At 65.1% G+C, this 19,798-nt stretch carries 20 protein-coding genes; 12 read left to right on the top strand and 8 right to left on the bottom strand.

The genetic code is table 11. From position 1 onward, the window contains the following. Positions 1-60: 60 nt before the first annotated feature. On the top strand, positions 61-963 hold the full coding sequence (locus AB0O52_RS01970) for a Bax inhibitor-1/YccA family protein (RefSeq protein ID WP_364532565.1): 903 nt from the start codon (positions 61-63) through the stop codon (positions 961-963). A 26-nt stretch (positions 964-989) separates the two neighbouring features. On the opposite strand, the gene AB0O52_RS01965 is transcribed toward AB0O52_RS01970, so the two are convergent. From AB0O52_RS01965 to galT, 3 genes are read right to left on the bottom strand one after another with little or no spacing between them, the layout of a single operon-like run. Next, positions 990-2,228 carry an acetyl-CoA C-acetyltransferase gene (locus AB0O52_RS01965; protein WP_364532562.1) on the bottom strand — a complete coding sequence of 413 codons (1,239 nt, stop codon included), beginning with the start codon at positions 2,226-2,228 and terminating at the stop codon, positions 990-992. 53 nt (positions 2,229-2,281) lie between these two features. Further along, a complete protein-coding gene (gene galK, locus AB0O52_RS01960) occupies positions 2,282-3,451 on the bottom strand; it encodes a galactokinase (RefSeq protein ID WP_364532560.1) in 1,170 nt (389 codons plus the stop codon). Then, positions 3,448-4,581 (bottom strand): galactose-1-phosphate uridylyltransferase, encoded by a 1,134-nt coding sequence (gene galT / locus AB0O52_RS01955; RefSeq protein WP_364532557.1) that lies wholly within the window; start codon positions 4,579-4,581, stop codon positions 3,448-3,450. The genes galK and galT overlap by 4 nt, the downstream gene beginning before the upstream one ends. Before the next feature lie 103 nt (positions 4,582-4,684). Between galT and AB0O52_RS01950 the strand changes: the two genes are divergently transcribed. The 4 genes from AB0O52_RS01950 to AB0O52_RS01935 are packed head-to-tail and all read left to right on the top strand — an operon-like array spanning position 4,685 to position 8,890. Continuing rightward, positions 4,685-5,635, top strand: coding sequence for an aldose 1-epimerase family protein (locus AB0O52_RS01950; protein WP_364532555.1), 951 nt, complete (start codon positions 4,685-4,687; stop codon positions 5,633-5,635). A 41-nt stretch (positions 5,636-5,676) separates the two neighbouring features. After that, entirely contained in the window at positions 5,677-7,002 is a 1,326-nt protein-coding gene (locus tag AB0O52_RS01945) for an AI-2E family transporter (protein ID WP_364532553.1), read from the top strand. 3 nt (positions 7,003-7,005) lie between these two features. After that, the gene (ilvA, locus tag AB0O52_RS01940) at positions 7,006-8,244 is read left to right on the top strand and encodes a threonine ammonia-lyase (protein WP_284752474.1); all 1,239 of its coding nucleotides are present in this window, start codon (positions 7,006-7,008) and stop codon (positions 8,242-8,244) included. 13 nt (positions 8,245-8,257) lie between these two features. Next, positions 8,258-8,890, top strand: coding sequence for a rhomboid family intramembrane serine protease (locus AB0O52_RS01935; protein ID WP_364532549.1), 633 nt, complete (start codon positions 8,258-8,260; stop codon positions 8,888-8,890). Between the two features lie 58 nt (positions 8,891-8,948). On the opposite strand, the gene greA is transcribed toward AB0O52_RS01935, so the two are convergent. After that, positions 8,949-9,443, bottom strand: coding sequence for a transcription elongation factor GreA (greA, locus tag AB0O52_RS01930; protein WP_364532547.1), 495 nt, complete (start codon positions 9,441-9,443; stop codon positions 8,949-8,951). 153 nt (positions 9,444-9,596) lie between these two features. Beyond that, positions 9,597-10,055, bottom strand: coding sequence for a DUF4307 domain-containing protein (locus AB0O52_RS01925; protein WP_364532544.1), 459 nt, complete (start codon positions 10,053-10,055; stop codon positions 9,597-9,599). A 129-nt stretch (positions 10,056-10,184) separates the two neighbouring features. Here AB0O52_RS01925 and mca point away from each other — a divergent pair, with 129 nt between their 5' ends. From mca to AB0O52_RS01910, 3 genes are all read left to right on the top strand, one after another. Beyond that, positions 10,185-11,090 carry a mycothiol conjugate amidase Mca gene (mca, locus tag AB0O52_RS01920; protein WP_364532541.1) on the top strand — a complete coding sequence of 302 codons (906 nt, stop codon included), beginning with the start codon at positions 10,185-10,187 and terminating at the stop codon, positions 11,088-11,090. A 70-nt stretch (positions 11,091-11,160) separates the two neighbouring features. Then, positions 11,161-11,415 (top strand): hypothetical protein, encoded by a 255-nt coding sequence (locus AB0O52_RS01915; RefSeq protein WP_364532538.1) that lies wholly within the window; start codon positions 11,161-11,163, stop codon positions 11,413-11,415. Then, positions 11,393-13,621 (top strand): thioredoxin domain-containing protein, encoded by a 2,229-nt coding sequence (locus AB0O52_RS01910; RefSeq protein ID WP_364532535.1) that lies wholly within the window; start codon positions 11,393-11,395, stop codon positions 13,619-13,621. Before AB0O52_RS01915 ends, AB0O52_RS01910 begins: the two co-directional genes overlap by 23 nt. On the opposite strand, the gene AB0O52_RS01905 is transcribed toward AB0O52_RS01910, so the two are convergent. After that, positions 13,618-14,259, bottom strand: coding sequence for a hemolysin III family protein (locus tag AB0O52_RS01905; protein ID WP_284981059.1), 642 nt, complete (start codon positions 14,257-14,259; stop codon positions 13,618-13,620). The genes AB0O52_RS01910 and AB0O52_RS01905 overlap by 4 nt on opposite strands. Positions 14,260-14,503: 244 nt before the next feature. On the opposite strand from AB0O52_RS01905, the gene AB0O52_RS01900 reads away from it, so the two are divergent. Both AB0O52_RS01900 and AB0O52_RS01895 read left to right on the top strand, forming a co-directional pair. After that, on the top strand, positions 14,504-15,265 hold the full coding sequence (locus AB0O52_RS01900; RefSeq protein WP_364532701.1) for an isoprenyl transferase: 762 nt from the start codon (positions 14,504-14,506) through the stop codon (positions 15,263-15,265). A 249-nt stretch (positions 15,266-15,514) separates the two neighbouring features. Next, entirely contained in the window at positions 15,515-16,912 is a 1,398-nt protein-coding gene (locus AB0O52_RS01895; RefSeq protein ID WP_364532530.1) for a PhoH family protein, read from the top strand. A 351-nt stretch (positions 16,913-17,263) separates the two neighbouring features. Here AB0O52_RS01895 and AB0O52_RS01890 read toward each other — a convergent pair whose 3' ends face one another. Beyond that, positions 17,264-18,034 (bottom strand): hypothetical protein, encoded by a 771-nt coding sequence (locus AB0O52_RS01890; RefSeq protein ID WP_364532528.1) that lies wholly within the window; start codon positions 18,032-18,034, stop codon positions 17,264-17,266. A gap of 59 nt (positions 18,035-18,093) precedes the next feature. On the opposite strand from AB0O52_RS01890, the gene AB0O52_RS01885 reads away from it, so the two are divergent. Further along, positions 18,094-18,675 carry an A24 family peptidase gene (locus tag AB0O52_RS01885; protein ID WP_364532525.1) on the top strand — a complete coding sequence of 194 codons (582 nt, stop codon included), beginning with the start codon at positions 18,094-18,096 and terminating at the stop codon, positions 18,673-18,675. A 164-nt stretch (positions 18,676-18,839) separates the two neighbouring features. After that, complete coding sequence (locus tag AB0O52_RS01880) at positions 18,840-19,313, top strand: NUDIX domain-containing protein (protein WP_364532522.1); 474 nt, start codon at positions 18,840-18,842, stop codon at positions 19,311-19,313. Here the strand turns inward: AB0O52_RS01880 and AB0O52_RS01875 are convergent. Further along, positions 19,301-19,501, bottom strand: a complete 201-nt coding sequence (locus AB0O52_RS01875; RefSeq protein ID WP_364532519.1) for a hypothetical protein — start codon at positions 19,499-19,501, stop codon at positions 19,301-19,303. The two genes, AB0O52_RS01880 and AB0O52_RS01875, sit on opposite strands and share 13 nt — an antisense overlap. Between the last annotated feature and the right edge of the window lie 297 nt (positions 19,502-19,798).

The following is a 19,798-nucleotide window of genomic DNA, read 5'->3' as shown; positions in this document are numbered from 1 at the left end:
AGCGTGGAAATTGGTAGCGTGAACTATCACTTCGCACCCACAGCAAGAAGGACACCCACCATGGCACTCGGCGGCAACCCGATCTTCAACGGAAAGAATTTCCGTGGAGCCACACAGGCTCCGCCTGTTCCCAGCTACTCCCACGGCCCGAACCGATACGGCCAGAACCAATACGGCCAGAGCCAGTACGGCCAGCCCGCCTGGGCGGCACAGCCGCCGATGACGAGCGACCAGCTGCAGCAGATGTACAACCAGCCCGCAGCCGGTCCGGCCGAAACCGGCCGTATGACTTTCGACGACGTCATCGTCAAGACCGCGGCGTGCCTTGCGGTGCTGTTGCTTGGCGCAGCCGTCACCTTGTTCGTGGCTCCCGGCACGGCAAGCCTCCTCATGATTGTCGGTGCGTTGGGCGGCTTCACCCTGGGCATGGTCAACTCCTTCAAGAAGCAGCCGTCCCCGGCGCTGATCCTGACTTACGCCGGCCTTGAGGGATTGTTCCTCGGAGGCCTGACCCGCCTCCTGGATGGCATGTTCCCGGGAGTCGGCCTGCAGGCAGTCATCGGTACCCTCGCTGTGTTCGGCGTGACGTTGGCTCTCTTCAAGAGCGGCAAGGTACGCGCCACCCCCAAGGCGATCCGCTTCTTCATGATCGCCACGCTCGGCTACCTCGTCTTCGCCGTCATCAACATGGTCATGGTGTGGACCGGCGCCGTCCAGTCGCCGTTCGGCCTGAGCAGCAGCGTGCACATCTTCGGCATCCCGTTGGGCGTTTTCATCGGCATCCTGGCTATCGGCCTGGCCGCGTTCTCCCTGGTCATGGACTTCACGAGCATCGAGCAGGGTGTCCGTCAGGGCGCTCCGGAGAAATACTCGTGGACGGCCGCTTTCGGCCTGACCGTCACGCTCGTGTGGCTTTACGTGGAGATCATCCGCCTGCTGGCGATCCTGCGCGGCAACGACTAACTAACGCGGGGTGGTCTTCGAGCGGCTTAGGACAGCCGCTCGAAGACCACGGCCATGCCTTGTCCTCCACCGACGCACAGGGTGGCCAGTCCCAAGGTGCCGTCCCGTTCGCGAAGGCCATTGAGCAAGGTGGTGGTCATCCGGGCCCCTGTCATGCCAAAGGGGTGGCCAAGGGCGATGGCGCCGCCATGAACATTGAGCTTCCCGGGGTCGATGCCTAGTTCGCGGGCGCTCGCCACTACCTGGACGGCGAAGGCCTCGTTGAGCTCCACGAGGTCGATGTCTGCCATGCTCAGCCCCGCCAGGGCCAGGGCCCGGCGGGAGGATTCCACGGGTCCCATGCCCATGAGCTCCGGGGAAAGCGCGCTGACGCCTGTGGAGACGATGCGTGCCAGCGGTTCGATGCCAAGCTCCCGCGCCCGGATATCGCTCATGACCACGACGGCGGCGGCGCCGTCGTTGAGCGGGCAGGCATTCCCCGCGGTCACGGTCCCTTCCTTCCGGAAGACCGGCTCCAAGGCGCTGACCGCTTCCAGGGTGACGCCGGCGCGTGGTGAATCGTCCCGCTCCACCACTGTGCCGTCTTTGCGCGTGTACGGCGTGATCTCCCGGGCGTAGAAACCGGAGGCAATCGCCGCCTCGGCACGGTTCTGGCTCTGGACCGCCCACATGTCCTGCTCCTCGCGGCTGATTCCGTGGCTCGTGGCGACGTTCTCGGCGGTCTGTCCCATCGCGATGTAGACGTCCGGCATCCGTCCGCCCATGCGGGGATCCGTCCACGGGGTGTTGGACGCCGCCCGGGCCGCCGTGCGGGCACGCGCAGCTTCAAACAGGGGGTTGTGCAGGCTGGTGTCCGTTTCCCCGGCCCCGACCCAGTTCTGGTAGCGGGACACCGACTCGACCCCCGCCGAGACGAAGGCATGGCCTTCCCCGGAGCGGATGGCGTGGAAGGCCATCCGCAGGGTCTGCAGGCTCGAGGCGCAGAAGCGGTTGATCGTGGCCGCGGGGACAGTGTCCATGCTGGCCAGGACGGCCACCACGCGGGCCATGTTCGAACCGGCTTCGCCACTGGGCTCGGCGCAGCCGAGGTAGAGGTCATCGAGGCCGCGGCCGTCGCTTGCTCCCGGGTCGAATGCCGGAATCTTTTCCAGTGCAGCAGTCACCATCGCCGCCGCGAGGTCATCGGGACGTTCGTCCTTGAGGGACCCTTTGAAGGCCCGTCCAATGGGGCTTCTTGCGGTGGAAACGATGACGGCCTCAGTCATGCCCCCAGCTTACGCCGGGGGCCAGCTCGCCGAAGGCTGCGCATGCACTCCAGTCAGGCGAGGCGTTTGGCCCCGGCGGCCGGGGTCACCGTGAAGATGTCCGGCGTCGTGAAACCGGCCGCCGCGAAGGCGCGTACGACGGCGTCGCGCACCTCCCGCTCGTGGCCCACAGGGGTGAGGGCGATAGCCGAGCCGCCGAAACCGCCTCCTGTCATCCGGGCGCCGATGGCGCCGTGGGCACGGGAGGTTTCCACCGCGAGGTCCAGTTCCGCGCACGAGATCTCGAAGTCGTCCCGCATGGACGCATGGCTCGCATCCAGGAGCTTGCCGATATGGGCGGGTCCGTCCGTCGTGAGTCGTTCCACGGTCTGCAACACGCGGTCGTTCTCCGTGACGATGTGCCGCACCCGTCGGAAAGTCGTGCTGTCCAGGAGGCCGCTGGCTTCCTCCAGATCGCCGATGCCGACGTCGCGGAGGGCCGGGACCCCCAGTACCTGGGCGCCCAATTCGCAGGAAGCCCGACGCGAGGCGTAGCCGCCGTCCGCATGCGAATGGGAAACCTTGGTGTCGATGACCAGCAGCACGAGCCCGGCTTCCTCGGCGTCGAAGGGGACCAGTTGTACGCTCTGGTCGCGGCAGTCCAGGAAGACCGCATGGCCCTTTGACCCGCGAAGCGACGCCGATTGGTCCATGATTCCGGTGGGGGCGCCCACGAAGTCGTTTTCGGCCTTCTGCGTTGCCAGGACCATGTCTTCGGCGGCCAGCCCCGCACCGCTCAGCTCGTTGAGCGCCGAGATGACCGCGCATTCGATGGCGTGCGAGGAGGACAGGCCCGCGCCCAGGGGGACATCTGAATCCATGAGGAGATCGAAGCCAGGGACGAGGATGCCGCGCTGTTGCAAGGCCCAGGCCACGCCGAGCGGATACTTCGTCCAGCCCCTGGCCGCTTCCGGGACCAGCATGTCGACGTCGGCTTCGGCCAGGCCCTGCCCACCGAAAGTGGACAGCAGCCGGACGCGTGAATCACGGCGGATCCGGACTGCGACCTTCGCCGTCTTGTCGATTGCGAACGGCAAAACGAAACCTTCGTTGTAGTCGGTGTGCTCGCCGATCAGGTTCACGCGTCCCGGTGCCTGCCATACGCCGTCGGGGGCTGAACCGAACGTCGACTCGAAAAGCCCGGACAGGTCGCTCAGGGCGGGGGCGTCGGGAGTGGAGGTCATGCTGGTGCCCCTTCGGGAATGGCGCGCTGCGAATCGCTGGCGACGGCGCGCAGCCGTTCTGCCACGGATTCTGGCGTTGTGTCGTTGATGAAGGCTCCCATGGCCGCCTCGGAACCGGCAAGGTACTTGAGCTTGTCGGCGGCACGACGCGGGGAGGTCAGTTGCAGGTGCAGGTGGCCGGAGGATCTCAATGAAGCGTCGAGGGGCGCCTGGTGCCACGCGGAAATGTACGGCGTGGGAGTTGGATATAGGGCGTCCATGCGCTTGAGCAACTCAAGGTAGACGTGGGCCAGTTCGTCGCGTTCTTCGCCGCTCAAGGCTGCGAGGTCCGGAACCTGGCGATGCGGGACGAGGTGGACCTCCAGCGGCCAGCGGGCGGCGAACGGCACGTAGGCACTGAAGAGTTCGCCTTCGAGCACCATGCGGCTCCCGTCCTGCCGTTCGGCCTGGAGGATCGAGGACGTCAGCGATTCCCGGCCCTTGGAGTTCTCGAAGTGCCGGCTGGCAGCGGCGCCAAGGCTTGCCGCCCGTGGCGTGACGTAGGGGTAGGCATAGATCTGTCCGTGCGGGTGGTGGAGCGTTACCCCGATGTCCGCACCCCGGTTTTCGAACGGAAACACCTGTTGGATTCCCGGGAGCGCGCTGAGCGCCTCGGTCCTGTGCGCCCAGGCCTCAATGACCGTGCGCGCCCTGGTTTCGCCGAGCTCGGCAAAAGATCCGGTGTGGCTGGGGGTGAACGAAACAACTTCGCAGCGGCCGTACGCGGGGCCCGCCGTTCCCCAGGCCGGGCTGCCCGGAATCGTCCCGACCGCCGGTCCCAGCGACGGGAAACGGTTCTCGAAAACCACGACGTCGTAGTCCGGCGCGGGAATTTCCGAAGGGTTTGCCGGCGTAGTGGGGCAGATTGGACATTGGTCCGCGGGGGGCAGGTGGGTGCGGCTCTGGCGGTGTGCCGCGACGGCGACCCATTCACCGCTCAGCGCGTCATAGCGCAGCTCGCCCGGATCAGCGCGCGGCGGCAGCTCACGGTGATCCGTCAGCGAGCCGGGGTCGCGCTCCGGTGAGCCGGCGTCGTCGAAATAGATCAGCTCCCGGCCATCGGCGAGGCGCGTGCTGGTAAGGCGAGTCATGGATTTATGGTGCCACAGAGTGATCAAAAAGGCAAAAGAACTAACAAAAGTGAACATCATGCTGGGGAGTCAAGCAACACGCGGGATGCAGTACGGTGGTGCCATGCCTTCCACCACACCGCCTTCCGCGCCGGTCGGAGAGACCGTATCCCGCCGCTTTGCCAGCGGACGCCAGTTCGAGATCCGCCGCGGTGACGCACTCGCCGTCGTCACCGAGCTTGCAGCAGGCTTGCGGTTGTTCAGCCGCGGCGGCGTCCAGCTCACCGAGAGCTACGGCGACGGGCAACTTCCGCCCGGCGCCACCGGAATTACCTTGGCCCCCTGGGCCAACCGGATCGAGGACGGGATCTGGTACCTCGACGGCAAGAAGCAGCAACTGGACATCACGGAGGTGTCCCGCAACAACGCGAGCCACGGGCTCCTGCGCAACTCGTCCTACGCCCTCGTGGCCGAAGACCAATTCTCCGTGACCCTCGAAGGCGTGATCTTCCCGCAGCACGGATATCCCTTCCTGGCCCGGCACCAGGTACGTTACGAGATCGACGAGGCGCTCGCGTTGCGGGTTTCCCAGAGTTTCATCAACGATTCGGCGGCCCGCGCTCCCTTCGTGCTCGGGGCGCACCCGTATTTGCGCGTGGGGGACGTTCCGCCGGAAGAGATGGTCCTGACGGTCCACGCCGGCACGCGGCTCGTGGCTGACGAGCGGATGATCCCGCGTGGTTCGGTGCCGGTCGACGGCGATTTCGACCTCGGCGGCGGCCGGAGGGTGGGAGGCCTGGATCTCGATGTGGCGTTCACCGATCTGGAGTTCGACGGCGGCATCGCACGCCAAACGCTGTCGGCGCCGGACGGGCGGAGCGTTTCCTTGGAGCAGGACGAAAACTGCGCCTACGTCCATGTCTTCGTCACGGATACTTTTCCGGGCCGTTCCAAGGCCGTTGCGATCGAGCCCATGACCGGCCCGGCGAACGCCTTCAACTCGGGGGAGGGCCTCCGGTGGCTTGAACCAGGCGGAACCTTCACCATGAGATGGGGAATTGTGAGCGCGCTGTAGGTGGGTTTCCCATCCGGCACTCCCTGCGGAATTATGGGTGAATGACGCCAGCACAGGACGCCACACCACCAAGTGACCCCGTTTCGACCGGGCGAAGGCCTGTGCCCGAGCGTCGCATTGCACAGGACATCCCATACGGAGTGCGGATCGCTGCCGCCTGGGCCTGGCGGGTGGGCCTCATATTGGTGGTAGTCGGAGCGCTTATTTGGCTGTTGGGGAAGGTCAGCTTCCTGATCATCCCGCTCATGGTCGCCTCGCTGCTTGCCGGCTTGCTCTATCCGGTCACGGTGTGGCTCAGGAAGCTCAGGGTGCCCCATGGTGCGGCCGTTGCCATCACGGTGGTGGGATTCCTCGGGGTCGTTGCGGGGGCCCTGGCGTTGGTGGGCCGGCAGCTGGCTGTCGGATTTGGCGAGCTGTGGCAGGAAGCGCTCACGGGCATCCAGCAAATCCAGGCGTGGCTCGCTGACGGGCCGCTGCATCTGACCGCGGATCAGATCGACACCTACATCCAGAGCGCCACCTCGGCCCTGCAGAACAACAGCAGCAGCATCCTCAGCGGCGCCCTGTCGTTCGGCAGTATTGCCGGGCACTTTGCCGCAGGCATGGTACTGGCCCTCTTCATCCTGATCTTCTTCCTTCTGGAAGGTTCCAGGATCTGGCGGTTCATCGTCGGGCTCCTGCCCAGGACCGCACGCGCAGCCGCTTACGGCGCCGGCCGGCGCGGATGGTCGTCCATGGTCAGCTACGTGCGCATCCAGATGTTCGTGGCGTTCGTCGACGCTGTGGGGATCGGCGTCGGCGCGGCGATTATCCAAGTTCCCCTAGCCCTGCCGCTGGGTGTCCTGGTGTTCATCGGTTCATTTATCCCGGTGGTCGGTGCCCTCGTGACGGGAGCCATCGCCGTGCTGCTGGCTTTGGTGGCCAACGGTCCCGTCAACGCGCTCGTCATGCTGGCCATCGTGCTCTTCGTGCAGCAGCTCGAAAGCCATATCCTCCAGCCGCTCATCATGGGCAAAGCCGTATCGCTGCACCCTGTCGCCGTGATCTTGTCCGTTGCGGCCGGTTCCTATCTCGCCGGAATCCCGGGAGCGCTCTTTGCCGTCCCGCTCCTCGCCGTAGCAAATACGGCGGTTCGCTATATTGCCGCGCGGACGTGGGAACATGATCAAGGACTGATGACGGCGTACGCCGGCGCAGGGATTGCACCACCGGACTCCGATGAGGAACCCACCATCAAGGAAATCCACGGTCCCGGCGCCAACGCGGGCGCACGGTCCAACAGCGGCGAAGGCGCCGCAGGTCAGCACGCGGCTGCGGAACGGACATTCCCCAAGGATGCCGCAGAGCACACCAACAAAGGAGAATAACCCGTGAATACCCTCGATACCCTGCCCGTCACCCTGGACGATGTCCTTAAGGCGCGGGAGCTGCTCGAGGGCATTATTACCAAGACCCCCATCGAGTCCTCGCGGGCACTGGGAGCCATGGTAGGCGGAGAGGTTTTCTTCAAATGCGAGAACCTCCAGCGGGCAGGTTCCTTCAAGGTCCGTGGTGCCTACGTCCGGATGGCGCGCCTGTCCCCGGAGGAAAAGAAGCGCGGTGTGGTCGCGGCTTCGGCAGGCAACCACGCGCAAGGCGTTGCTGTGGCGGCGAAAAGCCTGGGAATCAAGGCACGCATCTACATGCCGCTCGGTGTAGCGCTTCCGAAGCTTGCCGCGACCCGCAGCCACGGAGCCGAAGTTGTCCTGCACGGACACAACGTCGACGAGGCACTGGCCGAGGCGCAGCGCTACGCGAACGAAACAGGTGCCGTCTTCGTCCACCCCTTCGACAACGTCGACGTCGTCGCAGGGCAGGGCACCGTCGGGCTCGAAATCCTGGATCAAGTCCCCAATGTCGACACTGTCCTGATGGGCGTCGGTGGCGGTGGCCTGCTGGCTGGAGTCGCCGTCGCGATCAAAGCGAGGGCCAGGGAGCTCGGACGCGAGATCCGGATCATCGGAGTGCAGGCCGAGAATGCGGCCGCCTACCCGCCGTCGCTCGCCGCTGATGCCTTGGTGCCGCTCAAGAAGGTTTCCACGATGGCGGACGGCATCGCCGTCGGTCGCCCCGGCCAGCTGCCTTTCAGCATCATCCGCGAACTCGTGGACGATGTCGTGACCGTGAGCGAAGACTCCTTGGCCCGGGCGCTCATCTTCCTGCTCGAGCGGGCCAAGATGGTGGTCGAGCCGGCCGGTGCTGTCGGTGTCGCGGCCCTCATGGACGGCAAGATCGAAAACCCCGGAACCACTGCCGTTATCCTGTCAGGCGGCAACATCGACCCCATGCTGATGCTCAAGGTCATCCAGCGCGGCCTCTCAGCGGCCGGACGTTACATGACCGTGCGCATGATGCTGGACGACCGGCCCGGTTCTTTGGCCACCATCGCCCGCATCATTGCCGAAAACGATGCCAATGTGACCGGACTGGACCACACCCGCGTGGGCGGCGCGATCAGCATGGGCGACGTCTCCATCACCGTCAACCTGGAAACCAAAGGCCACGAGCACAGTGAGCAGGTCCTGGCGGCCCTTCGGGCCGAAGGCTTCCACCCGATCGTGGTGCACTGACGGGCTGCTGACCATGGCGCTTTACCGCAACGGGGACGGGCAGATTCCGGCCAAGGAATCACTGGCAGCCCGCGCCAAGGGCGGATTGCTGGTCATGGGTGGCTTCGTGGCGCTGTTGGCTGTGATCGAACTGGTCAACACCTTGATGTCGCATAGCCTCAACGTCATCTTCGGGCTGCGGCCGCGGAGCGTGGACGGCGTGTTCGACATCCTGACGTTCCCCTTGCTGCACGCCAATTTCGGCCATCTTCTGTCCAATGCGCTGCCGTTGGTCATCTTCGGATTCCTGGTGTTCCTGTCCGGACTCCGGGTGTTCCTGACGGCTCTTGCGTTTAGCTGGCTGGGCTCAGGCCTTGCCGTCTGGCTCATCGGCGGGGGAAGCGTGACAGTAGGCGCGTCGGGCCTGGTTTTCGGGCTCTTCGCGTTCCTGCTGGTGCGCGGCTTCTTCAACCGCAGCTGGTGGCAAATCCTGTTGTCCGTAGTGCTTTTCCTCGCGTACGGCAGCATCTTGTTCGGCTTGCTGCCGCTGGTGATGGGGTTCGTTTCCTGGCAGGCGCACCTTGGCGGGGCCATTGGGGGAGTGGTGGCCGCACTGCTGCTGCGCCCGCGTCGCCGCGCCCTGGCCCAGCCCAGTGGGGGGAACTAAGCAAAACGCCGGCCCTCCCCGCGAAGGGGTGGGCCGGCGCCGTTGTTTTGCGGAACTATCAGCCGGCGAACGGCTTGGCGGAAACAATCTCCACCGGAATTTCCTTGCCGTTGGGGGCGATGTAGCTGATCTTGTCGCCTTCCTTGTGCCCCATGATCGCTACGCCGAGCGGGGACTTCTCGCTGAAGACGTTGAGATCGGAATCGCCGGCGATTTCGCGGGATCCGAGCAGGAAGGTCTCTTCGTCGCCGGCGATGCGGGCGACGACGACCATGCCCTGCTCGACGATTCCGTCATCGGCCGGAGCTTCGCCGACCTGCGCGTCGCGCAGGAGCACGGTCAGCTGGCGGATGCGGGCCTCGATCTTGCCCTGCTCTTCCTTGGCGGCGTGGTATCCACCGTTTTCCTTGAGGTCGCCTTCCTGACGGGCGGCTTCGATCTTCTGTACGATCTCCGCACGGCCAGGGCCGGAAAGGTGGTCCAGCTCTGCCTTCAGGCGGTCAAATGCGTCCTGGGTAAGCCAAGCTGCAGGCGCGCTGTTGGTGGTCGACACGGACTTCTCCTTATGGATCTGACAAGCAAAGACCCCGCCGGTGCAGGCCACTCGTGGAACTAAGCAACCAACTCAGCGGGGTTAAGGTATTGATCCAGTGTAGTCAATCCTGTGGACAAACCCAAGCTCACTGAGTCGCGCGTCACACCTTTGCTATTTGGTGCTGCCAACAATCCAGCAGTTGTCCACGACGGCGGACACGGCTTCGGACTCGGTGCGAAGGATGGTTCTTTGGGCGGTTGTCTGGCCGCCGTCGGCGCCTGCCTTGGGGGCGTTCGGGCCGATCTCGACGACTTTCCAGCCGACCACCGCGAACTTGGAGTCCAAGGCTTTGACCGCGCATTTTGCGGTGGCATCGGGGCTCTTGGTGACCTGGAAATCGACCGAAAGCTCGGTGGCGTCGGTGGCGCTGTAGCCGATGTCCTTGAAAGACACAGACGACTGCGAGGAAGACGTGGTGACCCAAAACAGCAGCCCGATGGCCACGAGGAGGACGGCAATGACGATGCTCCGTTTGGTTTTCCCTCCGAAGGCGCGCTTTTGGCTGCCGTAGCGATTGGCTAGGCTGGTAGTTGCCGGCAGCGCCGTGCCCGAGGGGTCTTCCGAAGTCACCCATCCAGTTTAGTGGGCTTCCGGCGCCTCCCCGCACACAGCGGAGTCGCAGACGTTGGAAATGCCGGATCGGTACACAGCTGCCAGCAAACACAGAAAAGCATTACCCGGAAAGAGGAACCGTACCGGATGAGCACATCCACCAGCCCCGACACGCAGCTCCGGCTGCTCGCCGTCCATGCACATCCGGACGACGAGTCAAGCAAGGGCGCGGCAACCATGGCGATGTATGCGGCTTCCGGCGTGGAGGTCATGGTGGCTACGTGCACCGACGGTTCCCGCGGGGACATCCAGAACCCCGCCATGGAGTCGGCTCCGCACCCGAAGCGGGACATGGCAGGCGCGCGCCGCCTGGAAATGAAGCAAGCTGCCTCGGTGCTGGGAATCAAGCAGCGGTGGTTGGGTTTCGTGGATTCCGGACTGCCCGACGGCGATCCGTTGCCGCCGCTGCCTAGCGGCTGTTTTGCGCTTCAGCCCCTTGAGCGGGCAGCGGCACCCCTGGTCCGCCTGGTCCGCGACTTCAAGCCGCACGTCATGGTGAGCTACGACGAAAACGGCGGCTACCCGCATCCGGACCACATCATGGCGCACAAGGTTGCCGTCGAAGCTTTCGACGCTGCCGGTGACCCGGAGCGCTACCCCGGGACAGGCGAAGCCTGGGAGCCCATCAAGCTGTACTACGACCGCGCCTTCAGTCCCGAGCGTTTCCGGGCGTTGCATTTCGCACTCGAAGAGGCCGGCCTGCAATCGCCTTATGCCGAACGCCTGGCCGCCTGGCTTGAAGCCGATGCGGAAGGCCATACTCCGCCGAGGCCGACGCACCTGACCACCACGCAAGTGGATTGCGGTGACTACTTCGAGGCCCGTGACGACGCACTCAGGGCGCATCGGACGCAGATTGATCCGCTCGGCTTCTTCTTCGCAGTGTCGCCGGAGATGCAGCGTAGGGCCTGGCCGTGGGAGGACTACACCCTGGTCCACTCCCGCATCCCGACCGAACTGCCGGAAAAGGACCTGTTCGCAGGGCTAAGATAGGATCGCCGGCGATTTCTATCAAGCGTAGAAGTCGCCAACCGGCTGGAAACTCCCATAGAAGGTTTGAACCGTGCACCACTTTCTCATTGCCCTGGCCACGACCCCGTCGCCTACCCCGACCCCGTCGTTGCGCCCCGGCTTGTCGGAAGACCAGGTGACCCCGGGGACCTGGGGCTTCGTCCTGACTGCCTTCATCGTGGTGCTCACGACCTTCCTGATCGTCGACATGGTCCGCCGGATCCGGCGGGTCCGCTACCGCGCCCAGGTTGAAGAGGCCCTCAGCGCAGAAGACTCCGACGGCGATGCCGGCTCCGGAGCCCGCTGACCCGGGAACCACCCGGGAATGGCCGGGGGCGTCCAACGCCCTCGGCTCGGAACCGTCCGCCTATCTCCGCCAGCATGCGGACAATCCGGTGCACTGGCGGCCGTTCGGCGATGAGGCCTTTGCGTTCGCGGCGGCCCGAGACGTTCCCGTTTTTCTCTCTATCGGCTACGCCGCGTGCCACTGGTGCCACGTCATGGCCCACGAGTCCTTCGAAGACCAGGACACCGCCGATTACCTGAACGCCCACTTCGTGGCCGTCAAGGTGGACCGCGAAGAACGCCCCGACGTGGACTCGATCTACATGGCAGCCACCCAGGCGATCAGCGGCGAGGGCGGCTGGCCGATGTCCGTGTTCCTGACGCCCGACGGCTTGGCCTTCCATGCAGGCACCTATTTTCCGCCAACCCCACAGCCCGGAAGGCCGTCCTTCCGCCAGGTGCTCGAAGCGGTCCGCGAGGCGTGGCTGGAACGCCGGGACGCCGTCGAGCAGAACGCGCGGGCGCTCGCCGCCGGTATGGCCAATGCCCAGCTCGCGTCGGCGGTGTTCCTCGATAGGCCGTCCGCAAGCGTTGACATAAGCCTGCTGTCGGAAGCCGTGCGTCTTCTCGCCCGTTCCGAAGACCCCGACGACGGCGGCTTCGGCGGCGCTCCCAAGTTCCCGCCGTCGGCCGTTCTTGAGTTCCTGATTCGGCACGCTGCCGTGCCGTCGGATACCTCGGACGCCGCCCGCGACATGGCGGGCCGCACTCTTGCCGCGATGGCCCGTTCCGCGCTGTGCGACCAGCTCGACGGCGGCTTCGCCCGGTATTCCGTGACCGCGGATTGGTCCGTGCCGCATTTCGAGAAGATGCTCTACGACAATGCCCAGCTCCTGCGCGCCTACGTCCACTGGGTCCGGCTCCGGGGCGACTGGGTCCTGCCGGCCGGCGAGGCCGCGAGTGTGGCGTCCCGGGTGGCGGACTGGATGCTGGATTCGCTCGGCGTGGGCGATCCCGCAACCCCGGACGGACTCGCTTCCTCGCTTGACGCCGATACCGTGGTGGACGGAGTGCATCACGAAGGTGCGTCCTATCTGTGGACTCCGGCGGCCCTCGAGGCCGTGCTCGGCCCCGGGGATGGCGCGGCCGTGGCCCGGCTGATGAACGTGGGGCCGTCGGGAACGGTCTCGGAGCTTGGATCTCCGCTCCATCCCGGGCGTCGGCTGTCCGGCGCGGAATCGCGGTTGTGGAACCGTGTCAGGCCCGCCCTGCGCGCCGCGCGCTCGGCCCGCCCCCAGCCGGCCCGGGACGACAAAGTAGTAGCGGGCTGGAACGGCCTGGCCATCGCGGCCCTTGCCGAAGCCGGTGTGGTCCTGGACAGGCCGGAACTGGTGGCCGCGGCCGAAAGCGTGGCCGCGTACCTCATGCGCGTGCATTGGCGTCCGGCGACCGGCTCCTCAAAACCCGGCGCGGGGGTGCTGATCAGGGTCTCGCACGATGGCTTTGCGAGAGGGATCAGCGGCCTGTTGGAAGACTATGCGTTTTGCGCCGAAGGCTTCCTGGCTCTCTACGCAGTGACCGGCCGGCGGCGCTGGTACGGGTTCGCAGAGGAGCTGATCAGCGGAGCCTGCGCGCGTTTCGTGGTGGACGGCAGGCTGTCGGACTCCGTGGGGGAGTCGGCCCAGGTGTTCAACGCGCAGGGCCAGCACGCGGGCCTGGACCCCTTCGACAATGCGGCGCCGAGCGGGGCAGCGGCCTTTGCCGGAGTGTTGCTGAGCTATGCGGCTTATTCCGGTTCGCATGAGCACAGGGCCATGGCAAGCAGCATCCTGTCGCTCCTGCCGCCGATAGCCGTGCGGGCGCCCAGGGTAGCTGGATGGCTGCTTGCAACCGCCCAGGCGGCCGCCGCCGGCCCCATAGAGGCAGCCCTATCCGACCCTACAGGCCGGAAGCAGCAAGAACTCCATCGCGCCCTGTTGACCTCGCCGAGCCCGGGCATGGTAGTCGCGGTCCAGCCCGGTGTGGCTGGCGGAAAAGAGGCCGACGACGGCGCGCCGCCCGGGTCCCGCACCACGGAACCGGAGGTGCCGCTCCTTGAGGCCCGCACGGCTGCCGCGGACGGCTCGCCACAGGTGTATTTGTGCCGGGGGATGGTGTGTGACCTGCCGCTTGGCTCTGTCGAGGAACTGGTGCAGCGACTCGAAGTGATGACGGAGGCCGCCGGCTAGCTCAGCACGGCAATCATGATTGCGGCGAAATGCGCGGCGAAGGCCAGCACCGTGAGGGCGTGGAAAAGTTCATGGAAGCCGAAGTTCAACGGACTGAAGTTGGGCTTCTTGATCCCGTAGAAAACAGCGCCGGCGATGTAAAGGGCCCCTCCCACACAGATCAGGATCGCGGCGGGAACGTTCGCCGCGAAGAACTCCGGCAGGTAGAACAACGCCCCGCAGCCCAGTGCGACGTAGATGGGCACGTAGAGCCAACGTGGAGCGCCGGTCCATAGAACCCGGAACAGCACTCCCAGCAGCGCTCCGGACCAGATCACCCATAGCAGGAGCACGGCCTTGGGGCGCTCCAGGAGCGACCACGCGAGGGGTGTGTAACTGCCCGCGATCACCAACATGATGTTGGTGTGGTCCAGGCGCTTGAGGACCATCCTGGTCTTCGGCTCCCAATTGCCGCGATGGTAGACCGCGGACACGCCGAAGAGCAGCACGCCCGTCAAAGCGTAGATGGCGGAGGCGATTTTGCGATCTGTCGTCGGCGCCAGCGTCACCAGGACGATCCCTGCCGCGATGGCGAAAGGCGTGGCCACAGCATGTATCCAGCCGCGCCACCTTGGTTTGGTTGTGAGCAGCTCCGACATCGTTAAAGCGTAACCCGGGTACGGATAAGTTACTGCTGAGTAATGCGCCTTGCGCTGGTTTTCGCCCGCCCAGGTGTGCCGACTGCCGAGCTTGGGAAGGTAGCCTTGGTGGTGCGCCTACGGCAGAGGTCCGGAGGTGTCGATTGTTGTTTGACTGAAGGTCGGGCTGCCAACCAGGGCAGCCGCCGTCGTCGTTTGTTTCGCTTTTTACGTGTTGTTCAAAGGAAGTCAGGTGAGTGTCCGGATGGAGTGGCCCGGCTTCCTCTACGGCTTCTACGAGCGCAAGCTGCTCCGGTCCCTCGAGCAGGAGAAGATTCCCCGGCACATCGGCGTCATGGTGGATGGCAACCGCCGTTGGGCGCGGCAATTCAACGCCCCAACCAGCGAAGGCCACCAAGCAGGCGCGGACAAGATCCACGAGTTCCTCGGCTGGTGCCAGGAGCTTGGGGTCAAAGTCGTCACGCTGTACATGCTCTCGACGGACAACATGAGCCGCTCCGGTGAAGAGCTCGAACTGCTCATGGGAATCATCGCCAATACGCTCGACCGCTTGGATGACGACGCCAATATCTCGGTCCACGCCATGGGCGCGCCCGAACTGCTTCCGGACTACCTCGCCGAGCGGCTCAACAAGCTCACGGCCCGCACTCCGGTCCGCGAGCGGCTCCATGTGAACGTGGCCGTCGGCTACGGCGGACGGCGCGAGATCGTTGACGCTGTGCGGGAACTGCTGCACGATGCCGTCGCGCACGGCCGCAACATCACCGAGCTGGCCGATGAACTTTCAGTGGACGACATCTCGCGTTTCCTCTACACGCGGGGCCAGCCGGACCCCGACCTGGTGATCCGCACATCGGGCGAACAGCGCTTGTCCGGCTTCCTCATGTGGCAAAGCGCCTACAGCGAGTTCTACTTTTGCGAGGCACTCTGGCCCGCATTCCGCAAGGTTGATTTCCTGCGCGCCCTGCGGGACTATGCCGGCCGCCAGCGCCGCTTCGGTTCCTGACACGGCGCCTTCCCCGTGCGCTCCCGTTTACGGGAAGTTCACAATCTGTCTTCACGAATCGCCGTTTGGGCTAACCGGAAATGTAATCGCACGGGAATACGTTATTCCCATCAGTAGGCAAACCGCCTGCTGATCGGGGAGGCCAGTAGATGGAGCGAATCATCGCACCAGTTACGTGGGGGGCCGCGCCCGGCCTTCCGGCCGAGCCGCCTCACGAATAAGCCGGGTTCGCCCGGGGCTGGAGTCGATGTGGCTATTTCTGAGCAACTGCCCGTAGTCGTTTCCGACGGGGAAAGTTCAGCTACCTCTCGCACCAAGCGGGCCAACAGTGGGCGGACTGCAAAGTCCGGGACCCCGACCGGCCGGAGCTATGTGATTGACACTTCCGTTTTGCTTTCCGATCCGCACGCCCTGTTGCGCTTCGCGGAGCACGAAGTCATTGTCCCGATCGTGGTCATCACTGAATTGGAAGGCAAACGCCACGATCCCGAGTTGGGCTACTTCGCCCGCAAGGCCCTCAGGCTCCTGGATGACTTGCGCATTGAGCATGGCGGGTTGAATCAACCCATCCCGATCGGATCCGACGGCGGCACGCTGCGTGTCGAAATGAACCATGTATCCACCGAAGTGCTGCCGGCAGGATTCCGCGGCGCGGACAACGACAGCCGCATCCTGGCAGTCGCCAAGAACCTCGCAAATGAAGGCCACAACGTCACGGTGGTCTCCAAGGACGTCCCGATGCGCGTCAAGGCCTCCGCCATGGGGCTGTTCGCGGACGAATACCGCAATGAACTCGTCAAGGACTCCGGCTGGACCGGCATGGCAGAGATCGAAGCCAGCGAGGACGAAATCACCACCCTGTACGGGCACGAACCGGTGTTCATCCCGGCCGCGGCCGAGCTGCCCGTCAACACGGGCCTGGTGCTGCTCTCCAACCGGGGGTCAGCCCTCGGCCGCGTGGGCGCGGACAAACAAGTGCGGCTGGTCAAGGGCGACCGTGATGTCTTCGGACTACACGGCCGCTCGGCGGAGCAACGGCTTGCGATCGACCTGCTCATGGATCCCAGCGTCGGAATCGTCTCGATCGGCGGCCGGGCGGGCACTGGAAAGTCGGCCTTGGCCTTGTGTGCCGGACTCGAGGCCGTCCTGGAGCGCCGGGAACACCGCAAGGTGATCGTTTTCCGCCCCCTGTACGCGGTGGGTGGACAGGAACTTGGCTACCTGCCCGGTTCCGAGGCAGAGAAGATGAACCCCTGGGCGCAGGCGGTCTTCGACACCCTCGGTGCACTCGTCAGCCAGGAAGTCGTCGAAGAAGTCATGGACCGGGGGATGCTCGAAGTCATGCCGCTGACCCACATCCGCGGACGTTCGCTCCATGACGCCTTCGTGATCGTGGACGAGGCCCAGTCGCTTGAGAAGAACGTGCTCCTCACGGTCATGAGCCGTATCGGCCAGAACTCCAAGATCGTCCTGACCCACGACGTCGCCCAGCGGGACAACCTCCGTGTCGGCCGGCACGACGGCGTCGCCGCCGTCGTCGAGACCCTCAAGGGGCACCCGCTGTTCGGCCACATCACCCTGACCCGCTCCGAACGCTCGCCGATCGCGGCTCTCGTGACGGAACTGCTTGAAGGGGCGGAAATCTAGGCTGCGTTTTCGCGGAGTGCCGTGGCCGGGTTCGCCTGGCCACGGCCATCCGCTGACACTCGGGCGCCCGTCCCCGACGCTCGCTCACGTATGTCGGGTTTTTCACCGACGCCCGCTCACGTATGTCGGGTTTTTCACCGACGCCCGCTCACGTATGTCGGGTTTTTCACCGACGCCCGCTCACGTATGTCGGGTTTTTCCCCGAAGGAGTCTGAGGTGAGGCGAACGCTTTGGACTTCCACGACGTCGGTGCCTCATTGGCCGCGGTACCTGCCGTTGGCGCTTATTTGTGCGCGGGGGTTTGTCGGAAGGGGGGTATATGTGAGCGGGGGTTTGCCGGAGAGGGCGGTCTTACGAACGGGGGCCGATGTCCCAGCTGATGTGCTTCCGGACATCGGTGAGGTTCATCGATTCGGCGAGGAACAGATCGTCCAGCATGTATTCGTCCACCCCCAGGATCCGCATCCAGTGCCCCTGGCCGGAGGTATCGCCGTCGAGCGATTGGCTGGAAACGCACACGCCCGTTCCTGAGTCCACGCGCAGGAGCGTGCGTCCGGGGAAACAGAGCGGCGTTGCCGCATCCGACGGCAGGTAGCTGGATCCGGGCGTCGCGATGGTTTCGAGGGCTGGACGCCCCTCGTGATCCACTTCCCGAATGGGGCCGAACGATACCCGGTTGGACTCGGGAAACTCCATCGGCACCGGCGCGTTCCCGGCGAGCTCGACAGGATCGAGGGCCGCTGCGAGCCGACCGTTCCCAAAGGACGGTTCGCCGTAGGCCGCCTCGGGGCGCCGGCGGACCAAGCCGGCGGAGTCGTAAACGGGGGTCACCAAATGGGCCGGCAACAGCCAGGACTTGCGCTTGGAGCCAAGGTAAAGTCCGTCGCGGGAGTCGTTGATGCCCGTGGTGCTATGCAGCAACGCGCCGTCAACGGTTTCGAGCCTAAGCGCTCCCGGTCGACGCAACCAGGCGCGCACTGTGGCTCCCGTGTCGCGCGGCCGGTCCGCGTATTCGAACCTCAGGCTGGTCCATTTCCACGGGGAGGAACGGCAGAGGTTTCGGAAGGTGGAGGACATGTCGGCGTCGGGATTGCCTTGGATTTCTGCACTGTAGCGCCCCATATCCACAGTCTAAGGGTGCGTGACCGGCGCAGCTTTGAGAAAACCGATAGCATCCGAGGGTGATCCGACGACTCGGCGAATTGTGGGGGACCAGTTTCCCGGCCTTCTGGCTGCTGCTCGCTGCTTGTGTTTACTTTGCGGTCATGGCCACTCGCCTCACGGTCATCGACGTCCGCCACCACTTGCTGCCCAACCGGATCGTGTTCCCGTCCTATGCCATCGCCGGTGGGTTGCTGCTCGGCGCGGCGATAGCTGTAACCCTGGCCGGAGGAGCGGCAGCGAACCTCAGTACGGGAACGGCAGGGTCCGTGCCCGACGGCGGTGCCTCCTTCCTCGGGGTGCCCGCCTTGGGAATCGTGGCCGGGGGAGCAGTGCTGTGGGTGTTCTACTTCATCCTGCGCTTGGTGTACCCGCCCGGGATGGGCTTCGGCGACGTCAAATTGGCCGGTGTCCTCGGCCTTTACCTTGGGTATCTGGGGTGGGCGCATGTTTTCGCCGGAACGTTTGCGGCGTTCCTCTTCGGCGGCCTGTGGAGCGTTGGAGTCTTGGCTGCCCGGCGGGGAACTTTGAAATCATCAATACCATTCGGGCCGTTCATGTTGGCCGGCGCCGCTGCCGCGATGTTTGCCCTGCCCGCGTGAGGATAGCCGTGAGCAAGCGGAGCGAGAGACGGCGGTTTGAGCAGCCTTCCCCGCTGTCATTCGGGCATCGCCGGTGGGATACTCGCCCTACTGGCGGATCCGATCCGGAAACGGAGGCAGAGCTCTTGTTGGTGATGACTGATTCAACGAAAGCGGGCTAGGCTGTGGCGGTCCCGGACTTCATCCGGCAAATCCGTGAGAAGATCGGCAACGACCCGTTGTGGCTGCCCGGCGTCCGGGGCGTGGTCCTGGACGACGAGAACCGGGTCCTGCTGTGCCAACGGGCGGACAATGGCCGTTGGACCCTGATCACCGGAATGCTGGAACCAGGGGAACACCCGGCCCCCGGTTTGCTCCGCGAAATCTTCGAGGAGACTGCGGTCGTGGCGGAAACCGAGCGCATCCTGGCAGTGGGCGTGATCGGCCCGGTCACGTATCCCAACGGAGACGTGTGCGACTTCCTGGATATTGCCTTCAAATGCCGCTATGTCTCTGGGGATGCCCGCGTCAACGACGACGAGTCAATCGCCGTCGGCTGGTTTGCCCTGGGCGAGTTGCCTGACATCAGTGCCGGCCACCGCGAAACCATCCGGCTTGCCCTGGAACCGGGCTCCGCCGTCGCGTATCAGCGCGATTGACGGGCGGCGACGATCGCGCGGGCAGCGAAGAGGCATGCGGCGGCGCCGCAGACAATAGCGCCGACGATGGTCCACCATTCGCCCTTGGCGGAGGCTGTGGAGACCGCCAGAAGGCCGAAAAGGACTGCCCCTAATCCCCATCTAACTGCCGGGCTGATGTTCGCGGATTCTTCGGGCTCTGAACTCATGGGTTCCAGCCTAAGCGAGACGCCCGTATGTGGGACGCCACGGGGCACCGCAACTCCCAAAGGTTGCAACGCCGTGTTGGCCGGGAAAGCCGACGCGCAATCCGACTTTCGGCCCAGTGGACATGCCCTGTTTTGCATCCGGGCAGTGGACATATTCCTCATATGTCCACTCGTCCGAGCCAGCGGGGGGCATGTCTCGGGCTCAGCGCCGAGCATGTCCACTCGTCCGAGCCTGCGGCGGGCATGTCTCGGGCTCAGCGCCGAGCATGTCCACTCGTCCGAGCCGGCGGCGGGAAA

It is taken from the genome of Arthrobacter sp. NPDC080073 (assembly GCF_040686575.1).
GTDB lineage: Bacteria > Actinomycetota > Actinomycetes > Actinomycetales > Micrococcaceae > Arthrobacter.
Note: the sequence above shows the minus strand (reverse complement) of the source record. Positions and strands in the feature narration are given on the sequence as shown.